The organism is Bradyrhizobium sp. 132 (assembly GCF_023074185.1).
GTDB lineage: Bacteria > Pseudomonadota > Alphaproteobacteria > Rhizobiales > Xanthobacteraceae > Bradyrhizobium.
Genome location: NZ_JADPKY010000103.1, coordinates 65,191 through 84,849 on the forward strand (window position 1 = coordinate 65,191; position 19,659 = coordinate 84,849).

Genomic DNA, 19,659 nt, shown 5'->3' on the forward strand with positions numbered 1-19,659 from the left:
AGCGCACAGCCCGACGCGCTAAGGAACCGCCTCTCCACTCGTCCGTTAGCCCTCGACACCTGCACTGACCGCAGAGCATCGAGCATGTCCGACGCCTACGATTATTTTCGCGAGCACGCGATCGCTGCCGTCCGCAAGGCGCGGGCACTGCCGCCCGGGCAGTCGAAGCAGAAGCAGCGCACGGTGGCGCGAGTCTATCAGCTCCTGTCCAAAGAGGCTGCGCTCGCGCCGACCATCCATCATCTGGATGATTTTCGCGCTGCGCGCGGGCGGGAGCGGCAGATCGGCCGCTGATCTCCGGGCACAGCCCGTCGGCGGTCGTCCCATGCAAATTCGAACGGCTGCCATTCCACGGGAATAGAGCCCGACGGCGTGCCACACAGGTTGACGTCTGCCCCGTCAGCCAGTTGGATGCGCGCGCAAACAGGGGCTTCTCATGACTTTTTCCAGCATCTTTGCGCAGTTCGTTGCGCTCCTCGGTGGCATCGCGCTGCAATGGCGGAAGCTGTCGGGCACCGTGCCCGCGCCGGCCTGGGGTCAGTCGCCCGCCATTCCCCAAGCAAAGCCGCAAGGCGCCATCCCGACATTGAAGATGCCGACGGCGCGCGGCTGGAGCGAGGGACAGAAGCCGACGGTCGCTCCCGGGCTCAAGGTCAATGCGTTCGCGACCGGCCTCGACCATCCGCGCTGGATCGAAGTGCTGCCCAATGGCGACGTGCTGATTGCGGAAGCGACGCAGATCGCGGGCGCGCCGAGGTCGGTGTTTCATTACGCGATGCAGGCGACGATGCGGCGCGCCGCCGCGCTCGGCGTCAGCGCCAACCGCATCACGCTGCTGCGCGACAAGGACGGCGACGGCGTCGCGGATTATCGCGGCGCGTTCATGGAGAACCTCAGCCAGCCGTTCGGCATGGCGCTGGTCGGCGACACCTTCTATGTCGGCAACACCGATGGCGTGATGGCCTTCCCGTACGTGGCGAACGCCGACCGCATCACCGCGCCGGGCAAGCGCCTCACCACATTCAAGCCGAACGGCCACTGGACGCGCAGCCTGCTGGCAAGCCCCGACGGCAAGAAGCTTTATGCCGGCGTCGGCTCGCTCAGCAACATCGCCGAGATGGGCATGGAGGTCGAGCAAGGCCGCGCCGGGGTCTACGAGCTCGATCTCGTCGCCGGGACGCACCGCATCTTCGGTGCCGGCCTGCGCAATCCGGTCGGATTGGCCTGGGAGCCAAACACGAACGTGCTCTGGACCGTCGTCAACGAGCGCGACGGCCTCGGCGACGAGACGCCGCCGGACTATCTGACCTCGGTGCGCGACGGCGGCTTCTACGGCTGGCCCTATTGCTACTGGGGCAAGACGGTGGACGATCGCGTGCCGCAGGATCCGACGCTGGTCGCCAAGGCGCTCACGCCGGACTATGCGCTCGGCGGACACACCGCTTCGCTCGGCCTGTGCTGGATGCCGGCGGGTACACTGCCCGGCTTCCCGGACGGCATGGCGATCGGCCAGCACGGCTCGTGGAATCGCAGCAAGCTGTCCGGCTACAAACTGGTGTTCATCCCGTTCGAGAACGGAAAGCCCTCCGGTCCCGGTCGCGACATCCTGTCGGGCTTCCTGGCCCCGGACGAGAAGGAATCCTACGGCCGCCCGGTTGGCGTCGTGATTGGCCCCGATAAGAAGTCGCTGCTGATGGCCGACGACGTCGGCAACGTGATCTGGCGCGTGACGGGCGCGTGAAGGTTACGTTCCGACGCAGAGCGTGGCGCGCTGCTTGCGGAGCAGCGCGATCACGGACAGCGCCGTGATCAGGCCGGTCTTGGGATTCTCGGACGGGATGTTCTCGATCGACATCGAGAACCGCGCCGAATCCGCCTCGACCTCGAGGCGGTGAACATTGCGTGTCACGGTCGGGTCGGCCCAGATCTGCACCAAGGTGCGGTCCGGCCCGACGCCCGCGAGCGACAGCGCGACCGCGACGTTGAGATTGGCCGGAAAACCCTTTGCAGCCTCGCGCGCGGAGCCTTCGAACAGCTTGAGCGGCTCGCGCAGATTGTCGATATCGATATTGTTCTCGACGATGAACGGCGCGCCCCGCAAGCCGTCGATCGGCTTGCGCGTCACCATCTTCACCGAATGAATGGTGCCGATGGCGGCGGCGTTGACGGCGTCGAGTCCGATCAGCGCGCCGGTAGGCACCAGGATGCGGCCGCCATTGGCGCGGGCGAGATCGACAAGATCGAAATTGTCGAGCAGCCCACCGACGCTGACGACGACCGCGGCCTTGCCGCGCTTCACCGCGGGCTCGACGATCGCGCGCAACTGGCTGCTCGGCGCACACTCCACCACAATATCGGCGGCGTCCCCGAGTTGGTCGATCGGCATGATTTGCGGCGGATGACGCAGGCCGGAGAGGAATGTCTGATGCTTTGCGGGATCGCGCACCGCCACGGCAGAGAGAGTCAGGCCCTCGATGCCCTGATCGAGCGCGGTTGCGATCTTGGTGCCGATCGAGCCGAGCCCTGCGATGGCAACCCGCAATTCGTCCGAAGCTCGCCGTTCAGTCATCGCATCCACCCTCTCGCCAGCCGATGTCATAGCCGCTCAGGCGTCGCGCGCATAGCTGCGCAGGCGCGTCTCGAGCACCGACAGCATCGCGTCGCGGGCCGGGTCGCGCGAGCCGCGCAGCCATACGGCAGCGAGCGGCAGCCGGCCGACGGGACCGATCTGCTTGGGCCGCAGCGGCACGAAGCGCACGCCTGATACCGCCATCCGCGTAGTCCAGCGCGGCACGATCGCAACCCCGAGCTTCGTTGCGACGAGATTGATGATGGTCTGCTTCTCGTCGGCGACCTGCACGATGCGCGGCGTCAATCCGGCCTGCTCGAACAGTTTTATCGTGAGGTCGTGGCTGTGCGGCCGCGAGCGGCGATCCGGCACCAGCATCGCCTCGTCGGCGATCTGGGACAGCGTGATCGCCTTGCGTTCGGCGAGCGCGTGGCGCTGCGGGAACGCCACGATGGCTGTCTCCTGCAGGAGATCGCGGAATTCGAGCCGCTTGTCCCGCTGATGGGGGGGACGCACGAAGGCGAGATCGAGCGCGCCGGTCAAAATCTTCGGCAGCAGCCGCACCGTCTTGTCCTCGAGAAGCTGCACCGCGACCTCCGGATGCTTTCCGCGAAAATCGCGGAGTAACGCCGGCAGAAGTCCTGCTGCGGCACTGTCGATGGCACCGACCCGGAGTTTTCGAGCAGCCCCCGCGCGCGAGCGATTGCGCAGATTGCTCTCGACCGCCTCGACGCGGGCGAGGATGGCACGCGCATCGCGCAGCAGAGTCGCGCCATCTTCCGTCAGCGACACCGCACGCGTCGTCCGCGCGAACAGCCGCGTGCCCAGATCCTCCTCAAGCAGCCTGATCTGGCGGCCGAGCGCGGAAGGCAGCATCTGGAGATGCTGCGCCGCGCGGCCGAAATGCAACTGCTCGGCCGCCGCCACGAAGCATCGAAGCTGATGCAATTCCATTCCCTATCCTCTCGTCCCGCTCCCCCGAGACGATTATATCATTTTTTTGTATAAACCAGCGCCAATTGAGTCCCGGGCCTTCCTCCGCCTAGGCTCCTTGTCGGCATGGACCACCGGGTCTGCCGATAACGAGAAAAACGGGACAGGGAGGCTGGGATGGCGAGCGAGATTCAGACGCGCGTGCTGCGCAAGATCACATGGCGCATCGTTCCGTTCATCATGCTGCTCTACTTCGTGGCCTTCATCGACCGCGTCAATATCGGCTTCGCTTCGCTGACGATGAACAAGGACATCGGCCTGTCGCCGACCGTCTACGGTTTTGGCGCCGGCATCTTCTTCTGGGGCTACTTCCTGTTCGAGGTGCCCTCCAACATCATCCTGCACAAGGTCGGTGCGCGGATCTGGATCGCGCGGGTGATGATCACCTGGGGCATCGTCTCGGCCGCGATGGCCTTCGTGCAGGGCCCGACCAGCTTCTATGTGCTTCGCTTCCTGCTCGGCGTCGCCGAGGCCGGGTTCTTTCCCGGCATCATCCTCTATCTCTCCTACTGGTTCCCAGCGCGCCAGCGTGCCGCGGTGACCGCGCTGTTCATGGCGGCGGCGCCGCTCTCGACCGTGCTGGGCTCGCCAGTCTCCGGCGCGCTCCTGGAGATGGACGGAATGCTCGGCTTCAAGGGCTGGCAATGGCTGTTCGTGCTGGAAGCGTTTCCGGCCGTGCTGCTCGGCTTCGTCGTGCTGGCATTCCTCACCGACCGCCCGGAGAAAGCCAAATGGCTCGCGGATGACGAGCGGCGCTGGCTGGTCGAGACCATGAACGTAGAGAGCACCAGCAAGGCTGCGACCTCGAAGCATAGCATCTGGCGCGGGCTCGCCGATCCGCGCGTGCTGGCGCTGGCGCTGATCTATTTCGGCACTTCGGCCGGCCTCTACACGCTCGGCGTCTGGGCGCCGCAGATCATCAAGCAGTTCGGCCTGTCCACGCTCCAGGTCGGGTTCCTCAATGCGTTGCCGGCGAGCGCCGCCGTCGTCGCCATGGTGCTGTGGGCGCGGCATTCGGACCGCACGGGCGAACGCACCTGGCACGTCGTGCTGGCCTGCCTGCTCGCGGCCGCGGGGCTTGCGTTTGCCGGACTTGCGACCGGCGTCGTGACCGTGCTGGTCGCGCTGACACTCGTCAATATCGGCATCTCCTCGGCAAAACCGCCGCTCTGGAGCATGCCGACGCTGTTCCTGTCGGGCCCTGCGGCCGCAGCCGGCATCGCCACGATCAACTCGATCGGCAATCTCGGCGGCTTCGTCGGTCCCGCCATGATCGGGTGGATCAAGGAGCAAACCGGCAGCTTCGTTGGCGGGCTCCACTTCGTCGCCGGCCTGCTCGTTCTCTCCGCGGTCCTGACCCTGCTATTGTCGCGCGTGAAGACCGCGCCCGTCGAACCCGTCACACAATCCCATTGATATCTGAAACGGAGCACCCCATGCGCAGCCATTCGATTGCAGCGATCCCCGCCGACGGCATCGGCCCCGAAGTCATCTCCGCCGGCGTTCGCGTGCTGGAGGCGCTGGCCAAACGCAGCGGCGATCTCGCCTTCAACATCAAAACCTTCGACTGGGGCTCGGACTATTACAAGAAGCACGGCGTGATGATGCCGGCTGACGGCCTTGCCGAGCTCAAGAAATTCGACGCGATCTATTTCGGCGCGGTCGGCGCGCCCGACGTGCCCGATCACATCACGCTGTGGGGCCTGCGGCTGCCGATCTGCCAGGGCTTTGACCAATACGCCAATGTGCGGCCGACCAAGATCTTGCCGGGCGTCGCCTCGCCGCTGCGCAATGTCGGCGTCGGCGATCTCGACTGGGTGATCGTGCGCGAGAATTCGGAGGGCGAGTATGCCGGCATGGGCGGCCGCGCCCACAGGGGTCTCCCCGAAGAGGTCGGCACCGAGGTCGCGGTGTTCACCCGCGTCGGCGTGACGCGGATCATGCGCTACGCGTTCAAGCTCGCGCAGTCGCGGCCGCGCAAATTCCTGACGGTCGTGACAAAGTCGAACGCTCAGCGGCACGGCATGGTGATGTGGGACGAGATCGCCGCCGAGGTCGCGGCCGAATTCCCTGATGTCACCTGGGACAAGATGCTGGTCGACGCCATGACCGTGCGCATGACGCTGCATCCCAAGAGCCTCGACACCATCGTGGCAACCAACCTGCACGCCGACATCCTCTCCGACCTCGCCGGCGCGCTGGCCGGCAGCCTCGGCGTGGCGCCGACCGGCAACATCGATCCGGAGCGCCGCTTCCCCTCGATGTTCGAGCCGATCCACGGTTCGGCCTTCGACATCACCGGCAAGGGCATCGCCAACCCGGTCGCGACGTTCTGGACCGGCGCGCAGATGCTGGAGCATCTCGGCGAGAAGGACGCTGCAATCCGATTGATGGCGGCCGTCGAGCGCGTCTGCGCGGCCGGCGTCCTGACGCCCGATGTCGGCGGCAAGGCGACGACACGGGAAGTGACCGACGCCGTGATCGACGCGATCCACGGATCGAACGCTTAAGATCGCTGCCTCCAATTGAGGTTAGTCTTGCGGCAGATTCGCTGCACTTCTCCCGCTTGCGGGGGAGCTCGACGCGCGAAGCGCGGCGGGTGGGGGCTCTCTCCTCTGGGGGGTTCTCGATCGCGGAGGCACCCTCTCCCCACCCCGCTCCCGCACGCGGGAGAGGGAGCGCACGGCCGCCGTGGTCGCGATGAGACCAGGCTTCTACCTCCGCCCAGCAGGCGGAGTTGCCATCGCCGCAGCCGGCGCGGGCGGCGTCAGATGGCGCGGGACGATGATGGACTGGCCGGGGGTGAGCTGTGCGTTCTCCGCCAGCGAATTGCTCTGCGCGAGCGACCACAGCGGCACGCGATTGGCTGCGGCGATGCTCTCCATGGTGTCGCCCCTGCGCACCGGTAGACGCACGCCGCTGTCCCACAATTCGACCAGCGTATTCGCCGGCACGAGATAACGCAGCGGCACGGCATCGATTTGGGTCTGGGGCGGGATCCGCGGCAACTGCGTGACCATCTCGATGATCTGACGATGGATGTCGTCGGACTTCTCGATGTTGATGTGCGAGACTCGCGAATTCTCCTTCAGGTCGTAGCTCGCATAATGACCGCGATAGCCCGGCACGGCCACCACGTTGCCACCGCCGAGCACGCTGTCGGAGAGGAAGATGTTGATGAAGCGCTCGACATTGAGCGGCACGTCGCCGGTCGCATGCGCGGGATCGATGGTGATGACGAGGCTGATCGGGATGTTCTCCTTGGCCGCCATCTCGGAGATGACGATCGAGCACAGCCCCCCCATCGAATGCCCGATCAGCACGATCGGCGCCGGTGCCTCCTTGTAGCTGGAGATAGCGCGGTCACCGATCCATCGGCAGATGGTGAATTCATAGACGTTGGCCGAAAAGCCGGCCTGCGTCAGCTTCTCTTCGAGCCGGTCCATGCCGGTGGAGAAGAACGGCCCCATGGCGCCACGAAAGAGGTAGATTTTCGGCGGCGCCAATGGCTCGAACGGTGGGGGCGGTGGCGCGGCGGGTGCGGCCGCAATGGGCTTCGATTTGGCGGGTGAGGCAACGGCCATGCCGTGGCTGAGGGCGAGCAGCGCAACCGCTGCCAGCACGACTGGTCGCCTCAAATCCATCATCAGTCCAGCAGTCCCACCACGGAAGGCAGCAGCCTCCCCCGGGGGCTTAATGACCACCGATTGGGTGGATTTTGGGGCACGGAACCGGCCCCTGCGGAAACTCGACCACGCGCCTCGCTTTTGCCGGGGGCCGTCCGCGAGCTTAAAGCGGCAGAAGCAAGCTGCACCACAAGCCGGAGCTGGCCCGCAACGCGTTCGGGGAAGGGCTGCGTTATGATTCACCAGTGCAGACGTTCTTTCGCACCACCTCGCGCGATCGAAATCGGCGGCGGCGTGATCCCCGCACACCGCAAGGCGCTGCTGTTCATCGCCTCCGCCAATCGCGACACCGCGCGCTGGGACAGACCCGACCGCTTCGACGTCGAACGGCTCGCGACCGGGCATGTCGGTTTCGGCGCCGGCATCCACGCCTGCGTCGGCCAGATGATCGCACGTCTGGAGGGCGAATTGATCTTCAGCGAGCTCGCAAGGCGTGTGAAGACCATCGAGCTCACGGCAGAGCCGAGGCGCAGACTCAATAATTCCCTGCGTGGGCTTGAGAGTATGCCCGTGCGGGTGACGGCCGCCTAGTGCATAATCGGTTCTGATTGAATCAGAACCGAAGCTCTCTAGATTCTCTTTTTTGACGCGTTTTCTTCCCGCGAACCGGTGCGCACTTCGCTCGAAAACGCGCTAGTTCCTGGCCGGAGCCATTGCCGCCGCCGACCGTGCCGGCCTGGGCCTGCCGGGCTCGGCAACCGGAGCAGGTGCGCGCGAGTGCATGATTGCGGCGTCGATCTCGGCAATCACGCGGCGCTGGATCGCCTCGTTCTTGTCGATCGAGATGTGGCCGACGCCGGACCCGCGGACGTCGACATTGTCGAGCTTGCCGCGGAAACCGTCCGCGCGCTTCACCGGTTCGCCGGGGCCGTCGCCGATGTAGATGTTGATGTAACGCTCCGCGCCGGTCGAGAGCTTGGTCTTGAACACGGAGTCGAGCCCGATCGCGAGCTTCACGGGAACGCCAAGACGGTTGAGCTTGGCGATCATGTCCGGCAGCGCGGTCGCGCCGGAGGAGTGCCCGACCAGCACGATGGTCTTGAGCCGCCCGGCCTTGTAGGCGATGGCGGCTTCATCCGCGAGCGAGGACCAGGACACAAAGTTCGAGACGGTCACCGGGATGCCCTGCGCCTGGAGCCGGGCGCCGATCGTATCGAGCCCGAGCGAGAAGATGTTGAGCACGCCGCGGAGCAGGTAGACATGCGTGGTCGCGGCCGCGGACTGGCTCGGAGCCGCGTGGGCGGTGGTCGGGCTCATGGCAACAGCTGACAGCAGGAGCAGGCTCATCGCCCACACACGGAGAGCAGACAACTGGCTGGTGCCGGCGGTGTGACGGCCGTTCGGTCTCATCGATCTTTTCCCCGGGGAATACGCTTCGCGATTGGCCGGAATCGTAGCCATGGCCTGCTCGCAGACGCAACAAAGAGCCGCGTGAACGACGATCTTAGCAGCAAGCCGTGACCATCGCGCAACACTTGCCCGAAACCTGCCACGGAAGGGCCTGCTTTGAGACCATTTTTCTCTCGGCAATTGCAGCCGGGCAAGGGCATTCCTATCTGAGGGCTCCGCTGACCCGCCCTTCCCGGCTGGTTCCAGCCTCCCCTCCCCAGCATTCAGCCCCTCAGACTTGCGGCCATCATGTCCTCCATCATTTCCGTCGCCAATTTGTCGAAGACCTATGGGTCCGGCTTCAAGGCGCTCAACAACGTCAATCTCGACATCAAGCCCGGCGAAATCTTCGCATTGCTCGGTCCCAACGGCGCGGGCAAGACCACGCTGATCTCGATCATCTGCGGCATCGCCAATCCGAGCGAAGGCAAGGTTCTGGTCGGCGGCGAGAACATTCAGACCTCCTATCGCAAGGCGCGTTCGCTGATCGGGCTGGTGCCGCAGGAATTGCATACCGACGCCTTCGAGAGCGTCTGGGCGACCGTGAGCTTCTCCCGCGGCCTGTTCGGCAAGCCGAAGAATCCTGCGCATATCGAGAAGGTGCTGAAGGACCTCTCGCTGTGGGACAAGAAGGACAGCAAGATCATCACGCTCTCCGGCGGCATGAAGCGCCGCGTGATGATCGCGAAAGCGCTGTCGCACGAGCCGCAGATCCTGTTCCTGGACGAGCCCACCGCCGGCGTCGACGTCGAGCTGCGCAAGGGCATGTGGGAAGTGGTGCGCACGCTTCAGCAATCCGGCGTCACCATCATCCTGACCACGCATTACATCGAGGAAGCCGAGGAGATGGCCGACCGCATCGGCGTCATCAACAAGGGTGAGATCGTGCTGGTCGAGGACAAGGCCACCTTGATGCAGAAGCTCGGCAAGAAGCGGCTGACGCTGCATCTGCAAGGCAAGCTCGATGCGCTGCCGGAGAGCCTTGGCCATTACGAGCTCGACCTCTGCGATGGCGGCGCGACGCTGGTCTACGACTACGACACCAAGGGCGAGCGTACCGGCATCACCAGCCTGCTCGGCGACCTCCGCACCGCCGGCATCCGCTTCAACGATCTCGACACGACCCAATCGTCGCTCGAGGACATCTTCGTCGACCTCGTGAGGGCGTCATGAACTACCGGGCCGTCCGCGCCATCTATCTGTTCGAAATGGCGCGCACCTGGCGCACGCTGCTGCAAAGCATCGTCTCTCCGGTGGTCTCGACCTCGCTGTATTTCGTGGTGTTCGGCGCCGCGATCGGCTCGCGCATCAGCCAGGTCGAGGGCGTCAGCTACGGCACCTTCATCGTGCCGGGCCTGATCATGCTCTCGGTGCTGACGCAGAGCATCGCCAACGCCTCGTTCGGCATCTACTTCCCGAAATTCACCGGCACGATCTACGAGATCCTGTCGGCGCCGATCTCCTATTTCGAGATCGTGCTCGGCTATGTCGGCGCGGCCGCGACCAAGTCGATCATCCTCGGCCTGATCATCCTCGCCACGGCCGGCCTGTTCGTGCCGCTGCACATCCATCATCCGGTCTGGATGCTGGCCTTCCTGGTGCTGACGGCGGTGACGTTCAGCCTGTTCGGTTTCATCATCGGCATCTGGGCCGACGGCTTCGAAAAGCTGCAGATGATCCCGATGCTGGTGGTGACGCCGCTGACCTTCCTCGGCGGCAGCTTCTATTCCATCGACATGCTGCCGTCCGCCTGGCGCACGGTGGCGCTGCTCAATCCGGTCGTTTATCTGATCTCCGGCTTCCGCTGGAGCTTTTACGAGATCGCCGATGTCAGCGTGTCTGTCAGCGTCGGCATGACGACGGCGTTCCTGATGATCTGCCTGGTCCTGATCTGGTGGATTTTCCGGACGGGATATCGGTTGAAGAATTGACCCTGGCCGTCATTCCGGGGCGCGCGCGCCTCGGAATTGCCAGCGGCTACCGATAGCAGTGGAAGCGGTGGTACCCGTCGTAATAGCCGCGGCAGCGTCGATGGCCGCGATGGGGAATGCCGAACACACCCTCGACCGCGCCAACGGCACCGCCGACACCGGCGCCGACGACGCCTCCGACTGCACCGCCCACCGGGCCGGCAATACGATTGCCTTCATAGGAGCCTTCCTGGGCGCCGCGCACGATACCCTGGGCGTGGCCAGCTTGCGGCAGCGACAATAGCGCGAGGAGGATGGCGGCGGCTGCGAGCAGCAGGCGGAGGGGCAGACCCGCCGGCAATGACGCGGCGGCGATGCGGGCTTTGTTCATCTTCAATCCCAAGGAAAATATAAAGGGTAACGGCGGCGGGCGCCGCCAGTCGAGCGTGGCCACAGTCAACGCACCGAGCGGCCAAATGGTTGCGCCATTGTGACGAATTGTCGGCGTTGTGAACGCATCCCCGCTCGCGAAAATGTCAGCACCGCCGCTGGCTTTGCGGCACAAAGCGGCCTTGCTTACGCCGGGCGTCCCGTTAACGATGGGCGAGGCAGGCCGCTGGAACGAAAGCCGGATTGCAGGCATAGTGCACGCCGGGGACGGAGAGCCGCGGCGCCTAGCGTGAACAGGCCGGAGGCCAGAAGTCAGATGCGTTCGTTTTTTATTGTTTTCACCTCGCTGATGCTTTTGACCGCGGGCACCGCGCAAGCCAAGGTCGAGATCACCATCGACAAGGACAATCAGCAGATGACCGTCGCCGTCGACGGCGTCGCCCGCTACCACTGGCCGGTGTCGACAGGCATCCCCTCGCGCGAGACGCCAAACGGCGCGTTCCGCACCTTCCGCATGGAAGAGGATCACTACTCCAAGGAATTCGACGACGCGCCGATGCCGCACGCGATCTTCTTCACCAAGGTCGGGCATGCCATCCACGGCACGGACTCGGTCGGCCGGCTCGGCTCGCCCGCCTCCCACGGCTGCGTACGGCTGTCGCGCCAGAATGCCACGACGCTCTACGCGCTGGTGCAGCAGCAGGGCGTGCTCAACACAACGGTGACGCTGACAGGATCGGCGCAGGTGGCGCTTGCGCGCAATCCGCGCGGCCGCAACCCCACAGCGGTGGCCCGCGCGCCGCAACCCGCCGAAGAGCAGTACGCCACATCAGGCGATCCCGTGAACCTGACGCCGCCGGCCGCACCCGCCCGCCGCTACATGCCGCAGGACGACAATTACATCTATCCCGCCGACGGCAGCGACAACGGCGCGCGCTATCCCGCGCCGCGCGCGACGAGCCGCCCGCTCTACGACGCGCAGGTCTATCAGCAACAGCCGCAGCAATACTACAATCAGGGCAACGGCCAGCAGGGCAACTACTACCAGCCGCAGCCCCGGCAGGTTTATCAGCCGCGCGGCTATTACTATCAGAACTGACGTTATCTGAACGCGGCGTTGCCGCGCTCGACGATTTTTCGCGCAGCTTGGACGAAGGCACGGGCGACCGGCTCGAGGAGCTCGGGCCCGGTCGCGGGGAGATCGTCCGACGGCGTGTGGAAAGTCCGATGGCGGCCGGCCATGCCGAGGAAATTGGCGTAGCCCGCCGCATGCACATCGCGCAGTTCGCCGACCGCCTGCTTCTCCGTCACCAGCCGTTTTGCATCGACCTTGGCGAAGGCTTCGTCAGTCAGCGCGACGGCGGATTTGCTCAGCACGAGATAACGCTCCTCCTCAGGCCGATCGGTGCGGGCGCCCTCCGCGAAGGCGTAGCAGGCGTTCGATGAGCCGAAGTGAATCCACGCCAGTGTTTCCTTCGGCGCGGGCGCTCCGTTCTTCAGGAACAGCTCCATGCCGCCATGGCCGATCTCATGGCCGATCTCATGGCCGGCGGTCGCGATGAAGACGACATGCGCCGGCCATTTTTCGGCAGCGACCGTGCGCGCCAGCGCAAGGAAGTTGGCAATGCCGGGGCCACGTTCGCACACGCAGCCAAGCACGACGGGCTGGGATCTGACCTCGAATCCGGCGGCCTTGAGCTCAGCGGCGATCCACTCGCCGGTGGCGCGATCGCCGGGCGAACCGAACCGGTGCAGACCGAAGGACGCATAACGCGTCACGTCTTCATAGAGGCTCGCACCCGAAAGCACATCCTTGGCTGCCGCCTGCCCGGCCATAAGAACCGCCATGATCGCGATGAACATATGCCGCATGTGGGTTGCACCCGGTGCCGATCATTTTTTCTTGGCGGCCAGTTTCGGCCCTCCGCGGCCGTCGTCAACCGCCCTCGCCGAATCAAATCACTGCCGCGCTGGATGGACGCAGGCAGGATCCGACAAGAACCGCGGGGACAGAAGCGCCTCGCAAACGAGCCCAAGCACGGAAATCGCGCCAGCCTGTGCACGGATTGAGCACTCGGACGACGCAGGAAAGCAACAGTCCCCAACCTTCAACGCTGCGGCGTTCCGGCCAAATTGACAACCAGTAGGTCGCCCGTATTGTCATTCTGATTGTTTCTGGGACATGACATGACACGCGAGCAGATTTCGGATTTCTGCGTTACCGCCCTGGCGAATATCCTGCGAATTTCGAGGGACCGAGTTGACATCGGCACAAAATTCAATCGTCTCGGCCTCGATTCGGCGATGTTGGTCTACCTGATGATGGAACTCGAGGAGAAGCTCGACCTCGAACTGTCGACGGACGACTTTTACGACCATCCGACCGTTGAGGCCTTGTCGCGATTTCTCGCTGACAAGCGTGCAATCCGCCCCGCCGCCTGAGGGCGGCTGAAGCCGCCGCAATCCACATGGAAACCTTCCGCTCGCTGGTGGCACTGCTGGCCCGGCGTGCGGCGGAGCAGGCCGACGACCGTGCCTATGTCTTCGTCTCCGATCGCGGGACGGAGGAAGCTGTGCTCACCTTCCGCCAGCTGCATGACTCCGCATCTACGCTTGCGTCGCGCCTGACCGCGGCCGCACGGCCCGGCGACCGCGCCATCCTGGTGTTTCCGCCGGGCATCGAATTCATGGTGGCGTTCTTCGGCTGCCTGATGGCCGGCATCATCGCCGTGCCGATGATGATGCCGCGGCGAAACAGCGCGCGCGATGCCAGCGCCGCCATCCTCGCCAATTGCACGCCGGCGCTGGCGCTGACCAATTCGGCCGTCGCGCTCCGTGGTGAACTGAGAGCACGCTTCGCGCAGGAGAACATTCGCTGGATCGAGGCCGATCTCGCCGTGGCCGACGGTGAGACATTCGAACTTCCCGAGCCGGCGCCTGACGACACCGCCTTCCTGCAATATACCTCCGGCTCTACCTCCGAGCCCAAAGGCGTGATGGTGAGCCATGCCAATCTGCTCGCCAATCTCGAGATGATCCGGATCGCGCTCGGCAACACCCGGCAATCGACTTACGTCAATTGGGTGCCGCTCTATCACGACATGGGGCTGATCCTGAACGCGCTGCAAGCACTCTATGTCGGCGCGACCTGCGTGCTGATGGCGCCGAACGCGTTCATGCAGCGGCCGCTCGGCTGGCTGCGCGCGATCTCGCACTATCGCGCGGAAGTCGCGTGCAGCCCGAACTTCGGCTTCGACCTCTGCGTCAACCGCTTCCGCGCCGATCAGATGGAGGGCATCGACCTGTCCTCGCTCAGGATCGCGCTGAACGGCGCAGAGCCGGTGCATGCGGGAACCATCGAACGGTTCATCCAGACATTCGCGCCGCACGGCTTCGATCCGCGCGCGATGTATCCCGCCTACGGCATGGCGGAAGCGACGCTCCTGATTTCCGGCGGACACCGCGGCGACGGTCATGTCACACGCAGCGTGAGCCGCACGGCGCTTCAGGCGCACGCGGCGGAGACGCCTTCCGATGCGGAAGACACGCAAGCCGCCGTCGGCTGCGGGCGCGCACTCACCGGCGAGCGGATCGCCATCGTGGACGCGGACGACCGCACACGCCTGCCCGCCGACCGCGTCGGTGAGATATGGGTGAATGGCGCCAATATTGCCCGCGCCTATTGGCGCAACGACGAGGCGACGCGCGAGGGGCTCAATGCGCAGATTGCCGGCGAAGGCGGGCCGTGGCTGCGCACAGGCGACCTCGGCTTCGTCGACGTCACAGGCGAACTGTTCGTCACGGGTCGGATCAAGGACCTCATCATCATCCGCGGCATCAACCATTATCCGCAGGACGTCGAGCGCACCGTGCAATCGCTCGACGGAGCTTTGCGCGAAAACTGCGGCGCGGCGTTCTCGGTGCAGGACGAGAGCGGCGAAGAGACGCTCGTCATCGTCCAGGAGATCGAGCGCACCGCGCGCCACTCGATCGACACCGATGCGATCAAGGGCCTGGTCCGCGAGGCTGTCGCCGACCACCACGAGCTCTCCGCGCGCCACATCGCGCTGATCCGTCCCGGCGCGCTGCCGAAGACCACCAGCGGCAAGATCCAGCGCAAGCTGGCGCGCAGGCTCTGGCTCGACGGTGGCTTCGAGGGGATCGGCTGAGCCGGCTCAGAAATCGATCTTCGCACCCTCCCCGTCGCGCAGGCTCGCTGCGATTCCCTGCTCGAGCTTACGCGCGTGGATTGCGCGGTAGTGGATGAAGTCGGCAAAATTGGAGCGGTCGCGCGTGAGATCGTTGTCGACGCGATAGCTGATGAAATTGCTGCGCGGCCGGCCCGCGACCACCTGTTTCAGCGCGGCGTCGCAGGCGCTGCGCTCCAGGGCGGTTTCTGTCCCGGGCTTCGGCACCGTGGTTGCGAGGGTCGGCGGCACGATGATCACGACGGGCACATCGGCCGGCAATGTCCTGACGGTATGTGCCAGCACAGCGATCTCGGGAAATGTCGCCCGCATCTTGGCGGACAAGGACGGCGCCGGATCCCTGGGCCAGCCGACTTCCTTGAATTGGCCCGGCGGCCAGATATCCTCGTAGCTGACAAAGCCGTCGGGGTTCATCCGTGGTCGCCGGCCGAGCCCGATACTGATCCGTTGAAAAGCCTGCTCGATCGCCTGCCAGGAGATCAGACGGGCAGCGTAAGTGACGACGCTTCTGTCATAGAGCCAGTCGGGAAACGGGACGCCGCCCACCTCCTTCGCCCGCGCATGCTCGCACCAGCCGGGGTCGGCCACGATCACCAGTGCGCCGACCTCCCGGTGATTGCGGAGGAAGAACTCCAGCACCGCAAGCTCCTGGCGGGGAAACGCGCCGGTCATGTAGAGCTGCACGAATCGCAGGCCGGTCGCACGCGACAATTCCGTCGGCTCGATCATCTGCGCTGTCGAATTGCCCAGGATCGCAGCATTGAAATCCGGATTCCTGGCGCGGCTCGCGGCCGTGATTTGGGTGAGCCGATTGTCGACGCCGTCGATGCCGAGCAGGCCGAGCTTGCCGCTGTCATAGGGATCGACCGCCACCATCAGTGCGAGCACCAGCAGCGCAGCGCCGATCAGCGTGCCCAGGCACGCGAGCAGGCTCCGGCCCCAGCCGGGGTCGGTCTCAGAACTTGAAGTAGACGAAGTCATGGAGATCCCGACCACCCATGTGGAGCAGCAATGCGAATAGCCCAAGACCGAGCAGACCCGCGAGCCACGGATTGGGACGGCGCGTGAGCACCGCCACGATGTCCTGGCTCGCCGGCAGCAGGAAGGCGAAGAGCGGCGCTGCAATCAGCGGCCACAAATGCTTTCCGCGCGCGAGCGGCAGCGGCGAAACCAGTCCGGCAAAGACATGCCAGGCCGCTTCCACCGATCCCGCACGGAAGATCACGCCGGTCGCGAGCACGAACAGCACGGTAAGCGCCCAGCCGAGCGATGACGGCAAATCCGGGCCATAGCGGCGCCACAGCGTGCAGGCGACCAGCGCAAGCCCGTGCAGCACGCCCCACAGCACGAAGGTCCAACTCGCGCCGTGCCAGAGGCCGCACAGCGCCATAGTGATCATCATCGCGGCGAAAAACTGGACGGGAAGCCAGCGCCGCGGCAGCAGGCGCAGATTGACCAGCGGATAGAACACGTAATCGCGCAGGAACAGCATCAGGGTGATGTGCCAGCGCTGCCAGAAATCCTGGATGTTGGTCGAGCGCAGCGGCGCATTGAAATTGTACGGCAGCTGCACGCCGAACAGCAGGCCAAGGCCGATCGCGATGTCGGAATAGCCGGAGAAATCGAACAGGATCTGGAAGGAGAAGCAGAAGGCGAGCCAGGCATCGCCGCTCGGGAGCGGCCCGTTCGCTGCCTGGGTGTAGATGGGATCGAGCAGATGCGCGATGCCGTCGGCGATCACGACTTTCTCGAACAGGCCGATCGCAATGAAGCAGGTCGCGACGCAGAACTGACGCTGCCAGCCCGGCACGTAGACCTGCCTGCCGAACTGATGCATCACCTCCGACCAGCGCGCCAGGGGGCCGGCGATCGCCTGCGGGAAGAAGGCGATGTAGAGCGCGTAGCGGTCGAGCGCATAGAGCGGCGCCCTGCCGCGCTTCAGATCGACCAGATACATGATGTGGTGGAAGGTGAAGAAGGAGATGCCGAGCGGCAGCCCGATGTCGAGCGCCGGCAGCGTCATACCGAGCACGAGGCCGAGATTGGCGAGAAGGAAGTTGGCGTATTTGAACAGCGCCAGCACCGCGAGATCGAGCACGATCACGAGCGTCAGCAGCGTCGGCCACTTCACGCGCCCATAGGCGACCGAGGCAAGCCAATTGATCGCGATCGAGCCGATCAGGAGCAGGATGAAGGACGGGCTGCCCCAGGCATAGAAGGCGAGCGACAGCGCGACCTGCACGCCGATGCGCAAATGCGGATAGGGATCGGCCAGGCGGTAGGTCAGCAGCGCCGCCGGCAGGAAGACCAAGAGAAAGGGATAGTCGTTGAACAGCATCGGTTCAAAGCTGAGCCATCGCCGGCGTTGCGCCGGCCGATGATGCTCAGCCCGTTTCCAGGTCGGGCGTCGCCTCGCCCGGCTGCCGCGACATGCGCCGGGCGATCTTCTCCTCGCTGGGCACCTTGACGTCCCAGGCTAGTCCGAGCGCTTCCAGTGCGCGGATGAAGATAAAGCCGGGATCGAACTCGAACCAGCGCAGGCCGAAGGCCGCGGAATACGGAAAGGCATGGTGATTGTTGTGCCAGCCCTCGCCCCAGGCGAGCCAGGCCATCACGCCGAGATTCCTGCTGCTGTCGTCACGGGTGACGAAGGGCTGCGCGCCAAAGCTGTGCATGACGGAGTTGATGGCGGACATGGTCTGCTCGACCACGAACATGCGCACCACGCCGCCCCAGAGCAAGCCGGTCAGCGCGCCCCACAGGCTCATGGTGGCAAGGCCGCCGATCGCGGCCGGCAGCACCAAGCCGAGACCGACCCAAGTGTAATAGTAGCTGTTGACGGCAACCAGCCTGCGATCCGCCATCAGATCCGGGACATAGTGCGCGACGTTGGGATAATCGTGCGCGATCATCCAGGTCAGGTGCGCGTGCAGGAAGCCGCGCAGGCGGCCGAACGGGCCGTCGCCATGCAGCCGCGGCGAATGCAGATCGCCATCGTGATCAGACAATTCATGATGCCGGCGGTGCATTGCCGCCCAGGACAGCATGGGACCGCGGCCTGCCATCGATCCCATCACCGTCAGGATCGCGCTCATTGCCGTAGAGGTCGCGAAGGCGCGGTGGGTGAAGAGGCGGTGATAGCCGACGGTGAGGCCGAGGCCGGTGACCAGCCAGAAGCCGAAGAACAGGCCGAACTCCATCGCGCCGATCGGGCGGTAGAACAGAAGGGCCAGTGCCACCAGCGTGCCGGCCAAGGGTAAAACGTCGAAAAGGATGAAATGCCGCCGCTGCATCCGATGAAAATGCCGGCTGCGGATAATGCGGTGATCGCGTTTCTGTTGCACGTCGGGATTCCAGGGCAGCTTCCATGAGTACATACCCGCCGGGCGAGCGCAACCCAAGCCACCCCCCAAGGTTTCAACAGGCGCGAAAGCCTATAGAATGGATCCGCCGCGCCGAAATGCGTTCAGATTCGGCTCTTTTCCGCTTGCCCTGCGAGCCACCATGCCATCACGTGCTGCGACAATCTTGACCGTGCTGTTACTTCTCATTGCGGGAAAGGCCATGGGATCTGATTCGGGATTGGGATTCGACCTCGAGGCCCATCGCGGCGGGCGGGCACTGTTGCCGGAAAACACTCTTCCGGCCTTCGCCAATGCGCTGTCGATGGGCGTGGGCACGCTGGAGCTCGACGTCGGCATTACCGCCGACGGCGAGGTCGTTGTCTCGCATGAGCGCGGGCTGAATCCCGATCTGGCGCGGGATGCGAGCGGCACCTATGTCGCCCCGCCCGGCACGCCTTTCGCAAGATTGCGTTTCGCCGAGGTCAGGACCTACGACGTCGGCCAGATCCGGCCAGACAGCCCTTACGCCAAGCAATTCCCCGACCAGCGCGCCGTGCCCGGGACACGCATTCCGACCTTGAGCGAGCTGTTCACGCTGGTGCGCAAATCCGGCAACACGCGCGTGCGCTTCAACATCGAGACCAAGATCGATCCGAACCATCCGGACGAGACGCTCGATCCGCAAGCTTTCGTCACCAAGCTGCTCGGGCTGATCGAAGCCGAAAAATTCTCCGACCGCGTCATGATCCAGTCGTTCGACTGGCGAACCCTGCAGCTCGTCCAGCAGCGGGCACCGAAGATGCCGACGGTGTACCTGACGCTCCAGCGCGGCTCGGGCCAGACGGTGGCGCTGGACAAGGCGACCAGCTGGACGGCGGGATTCAGCCCGGCCGACCACGGCGGCTCGCTGCCGCGAACGATCAAGGCTGCGGGCGGCGCGATCTGGTCGCCCTATTTCGGCGATGTGACCACAGCGCTCGTCTCGGAGGCGCACGGGCTCGGGCTGCGCGTCGTGGTCTGGACCGTCAACAAGCCGGAAGACATGGCGCGCATGATCGAGATCGGCGTCGACGGCATCATCTCCGACAAGCCTGACCTGCTGCGACAGGTCGCGGGCGAGAAGGGAATTGCGTTGCCCGCGGGGACACCGGTGGAGCCGTAGAAGCGGCC

20 protein-coding genes are annotated in these 19,659 nt (G+C 64.9%); 11 read left to right on the plus strand and 9 right to left on the minus strand.

What is annotated here, in order from left to right:
- Window positions 1-84 precede the first annotated feature (84 nt).
- The gene (locus IVA74_RS20555; protein ID WP_247347661.1) at window positions 85-294 is read left to right on the plus strand and encodes a hypothetical protein; all 210 of its coding nucleotides are present in this window, start codon (window positions 85-87) and stop codon (window positions 292-294) included.
- 142 nt (window positions 295-436) lie between these two features.
- The gene (locus IVA74_RS20560; RefSeq protein WP_247347663.1) at window positions 437-1,741 is read left to right on the plus strand and encodes a sorbosone dehydrogenase family protein; all 1,305 of its coding nucleotides are present in this window, start codon (window positions 437-439) and stop codon (window positions 1,739-1,741) included.
- A 3-nt stretch (window positions 1,742-1,744) separates the two neighbouring features.
- Here IVA74_RS20560 and IVA74_RS20565 read toward each other — a convergent pair whose 3' ends face one another.
- Together IVA74_RS20565 and IVA74_RS20570 are read right to left on the minus strand one after the other, a co-directional pair.
- Window positions 1,745-2,569 carry an aspartate dehydrogenase gene (locus IVA74_RS20565; RefSeq protein ID WP_247347665.1) on the minus strand — a complete coding sequence of 275 codons (825 nt, stop codon included), beginning with the start codon at window positions 2,567-2,569 and terminating at the stop codon, window positions 1,745-1,747.
- Between the two features lie 36 nt (window positions 2,570-2,605).
- Entirely contained in the window at window positions 2,606-3,523 is a 918-nt protein-coding gene (locus tag IVA74_RS20570; RefSeq protein ID WP_247347667.1) for a LysR substrate-binding domain-containing protein, read from the minus strand.
- A 156-nt stretch (window positions 3,524-3,679) separates the two neighbouring features.
- On the opposite strand from IVA74_RS20570, the gene IVA74_RS20575 reads away from it, so the two are divergent.
- Both IVA74_RS20575 and IVA74_RS20580 read left to right on the plus strand, forming a co-directional pair.
- A complete protein-coding gene (locus tag IVA74_RS20575) occupies window positions 3,680-4,978 on the plus strand; it encodes an MFS transporter (protein WP_247347669.1) in 1,299 nt (432 codons plus the stop codon).
- Between the two features lie 20 nt (window positions 4,979-4,998).
- On the plus strand, window positions 4,999-6,072 hold the full coding sequence (locus IVA74_RS20580) for a tartrate dehydrogenase (RefSeq protein ID WP_247347671.1): 1,074 nt from the start codon (window positions 4,999-5,001) through the stop codon (window positions 6,070-6,072).
- Window positions 6,073-6,276: 204 nt separating this feature from the next.
- On the opposite strand, the gene IVA74_RS20585 is transcribed toward IVA74_RS20580, so the two are convergent.
- The gene (locus IVA74_RS20585; RefSeq protein WP_247347673.1) at window positions 6,277-7,209 is read right to left on the minus strand and encodes a LysM peptidoglycan-binding domain-containing protein; all 933 of its coding nucleotides are present in this window, start codon (window positions 7,207-7,209) and stop codon (window positions 6,277-6,279) included.
- 273 nt (window positions 7,210-7,482) lie between these two features.
- Here IVA74_RS20585 and IVA74_RS20590 point away from each other — a divergent pair, with 273 nt between their 5' ends.
- Entirely contained in the window at window positions 7,483-7,779 is a 297-nt protein-coding gene (locus IVA74_RS20590; RefSeq protein WP_346730962.1) for a cytochrome P450, read from the plus strand.
- A gap of 102 nt (window positions 7,780-7,881) precedes the next feature.
- Here IVA74_RS20590 and IVA74_RS20595 read toward each other — a convergent pair whose 3' ends face one another.
- Window positions 7,882-8,598 carry a hypothetical protein gene (locus IVA74_RS20595; RefSeq protein WP_247347676.1) on the minus strand — a complete coding sequence of 239 codons (717 nt, stop codon included), beginning with the start codon at window positions 8,596-8,598 and terminating at the stop codon, window positions 7,882-7,884.
- Between the two features lie 288 nt (window positions 8,599-8,886).
- Between IVA74_RS20595 and IVA74_RS20600 the strand changes: the two genes are divergently transcribed.
- Entirely contained in the window at window positions 8,887-9,810 is a 924-nt protein-coding gene (locus IVA74_RS20600) for an ABC transporter ATP-binding protein (RefSeq protein ID WP_247347679.1), read from the plus strand.
- On the plus strand, window positions 9,807-10,568 hold the full coding sequence (locus IVA74_RS20605; protein ID WP_247347682.1) for an ABC transporter permease: 762 nt from the start codon (window positions 9,807-9,809) through the stop codon (window positions 10,566-10,568). The genes IVA74_RS20600 and IVA74_RS20605 overlap by 4 nt, the downstream gene beginning before the upstream one ends.
- Before the next feature lie 46 nt (window positions 10,569-10,614).
- On the opposite strand, the gene IVA74_RS20610 is transcribed toward IVA74_RS20605, so the two are convergent.
- Window positions 10,615-10,938: a hypothetical protein gene (locus IVA74_RS20610; RefSeq protein WP_247347869.1), complete on the minus strand. Its 324-nt coding sequence runs from the start codon at window positions 10,936-10,938 to the stop codon at window positions 10,615-10,617.
- Between the two features lie 315 nt (window positions 10,939-11,253).
- Between IVA74_RS20610 and IVA74_RS20615 the strand changes: the two genes are divergently transcribed.
- Entirely contained in the window at window positions 11,254-12,036 is a 783-nt protein-coding gene (locus IVA74_RS20615) for a L,D-transpeptidase (protein WP_247347684.1), read from the plus strand.
- A 2-nt stretch (window positions 12,037-12,038) separates the two neighbouring features.
- On the opposite strand, the gene IVA74_RS20620 is transcribed toward IVA74_RS20615, so the two are convergent.
- Complete coding sequence (locus IVA74_RS20620) at window positions 12,039-12,809, minus strand: hypothetical protein (RefSeq protein WP_247347686.1); 771 nt, start codon at window positions 12,807-12,809, stop codon at window positions 12,039-12,041.
- Window positions 12,810-13,124: 315 nt separating this feature from the next.
- On the opposite strand from IVA74_RS20620, the gene IVA74_RS20625 reads away from it, so the two are divergent.
- The gene (locus tag IVA74_RS20625) at window positions 13,125-13,379 is read left to right on the plus strand and encodes an acyl carrier protein (RefSeq protein ID WP_247347689.1); all 255 of its coding nucleotides are present in this window, start codon (window positions 13,125-13,127) and stop codon (window positions 13,377-13,379) included.
- A gap of 26 nt (window positions 13,380-13,405) precedes the next feature.
- Window positions 13,406-15,106 carry a fatty acyl-AMP ligase gene (locus IVA74_RS20630; protein ID WP_247347691.1) on the plus strand — a complete coding sequence of 567 codons (1,701 nt, stop codon included), beginning with the start codon at window positions 13,406-13,408 and terminating at the stop codon, window positions 15,104-15,106.
- A gap of 6 nt (window positions 15,107-15,112) precedes the next feature.
- On the opposite strand, the gene IVA74_RS20635 is transcribed toward IVA74_RS20630, so the two are convergent.
- Genes IVA74_RS20635 through IVA74_RS20645 form a run of 3 tightly spaced genes read right to left on the minus strand, consistent with a single transcriptional unit; the run spans window position 15,113 to window position 18,489 of the window.
- Window positions 15,113-16,126, minus strand: coding sequence for a hypothetical protein (locus IVA74_RS20635; protein ID WP_247347693.1), 1,014 nt, complete (start codon window positions 16,124-16,126; stop codon window positions 15,113-15,115).
- Window positions 16,101-17,483 (minus strand): MBOAT family O-acyltransferase, encoded by a 1,383-nt coding sequence (locus tag IVA74_RS20640; protein ID WP_247347695.1) that lies wholly within the window; start codon window positions 17,481-17,483, stop codon window positions 16,101-16,103. Before IVA74_RS20640 ends, IVA74_RS20635 begins: the two co-directional genes overlap by 26 nt.
- Window positions 17,484-17,529: 46 nt before the next feature.
- The gene (locus IVA74_RS20645; RefSeq protein ID WP_247347697.1) at window positions 17,530-18,489 is read right to left on the minus strand and encodes a fatty acid desaturase; all 960 of its coding nucleotides are present in this window, start codon (window positions 18,487-18,489) and stop codon (window positions 17,530-17,532) included.
- Between the two features lie 220 nt (window positions 18,490-18,709).
- Here IVA74_RS20645 and IVA74_RS20650 point away from each other — a divergent pair, with 220 nt between their 5' ends.
- Window positions 18,710-19,651: a glycerophosphodiester phosphodiesterase gene (locus IVA74_RS20650; protein WP_247347699.1), complete on the plus strand. Its 942-nt coding sequence runs from the start codon at window positions 18,710-18,712 to the stop codon at window positions 19,649-19,651.
- The last annotated feature ends 8 nt before the right edge of the window (window positions 19,652-19,659 follow it).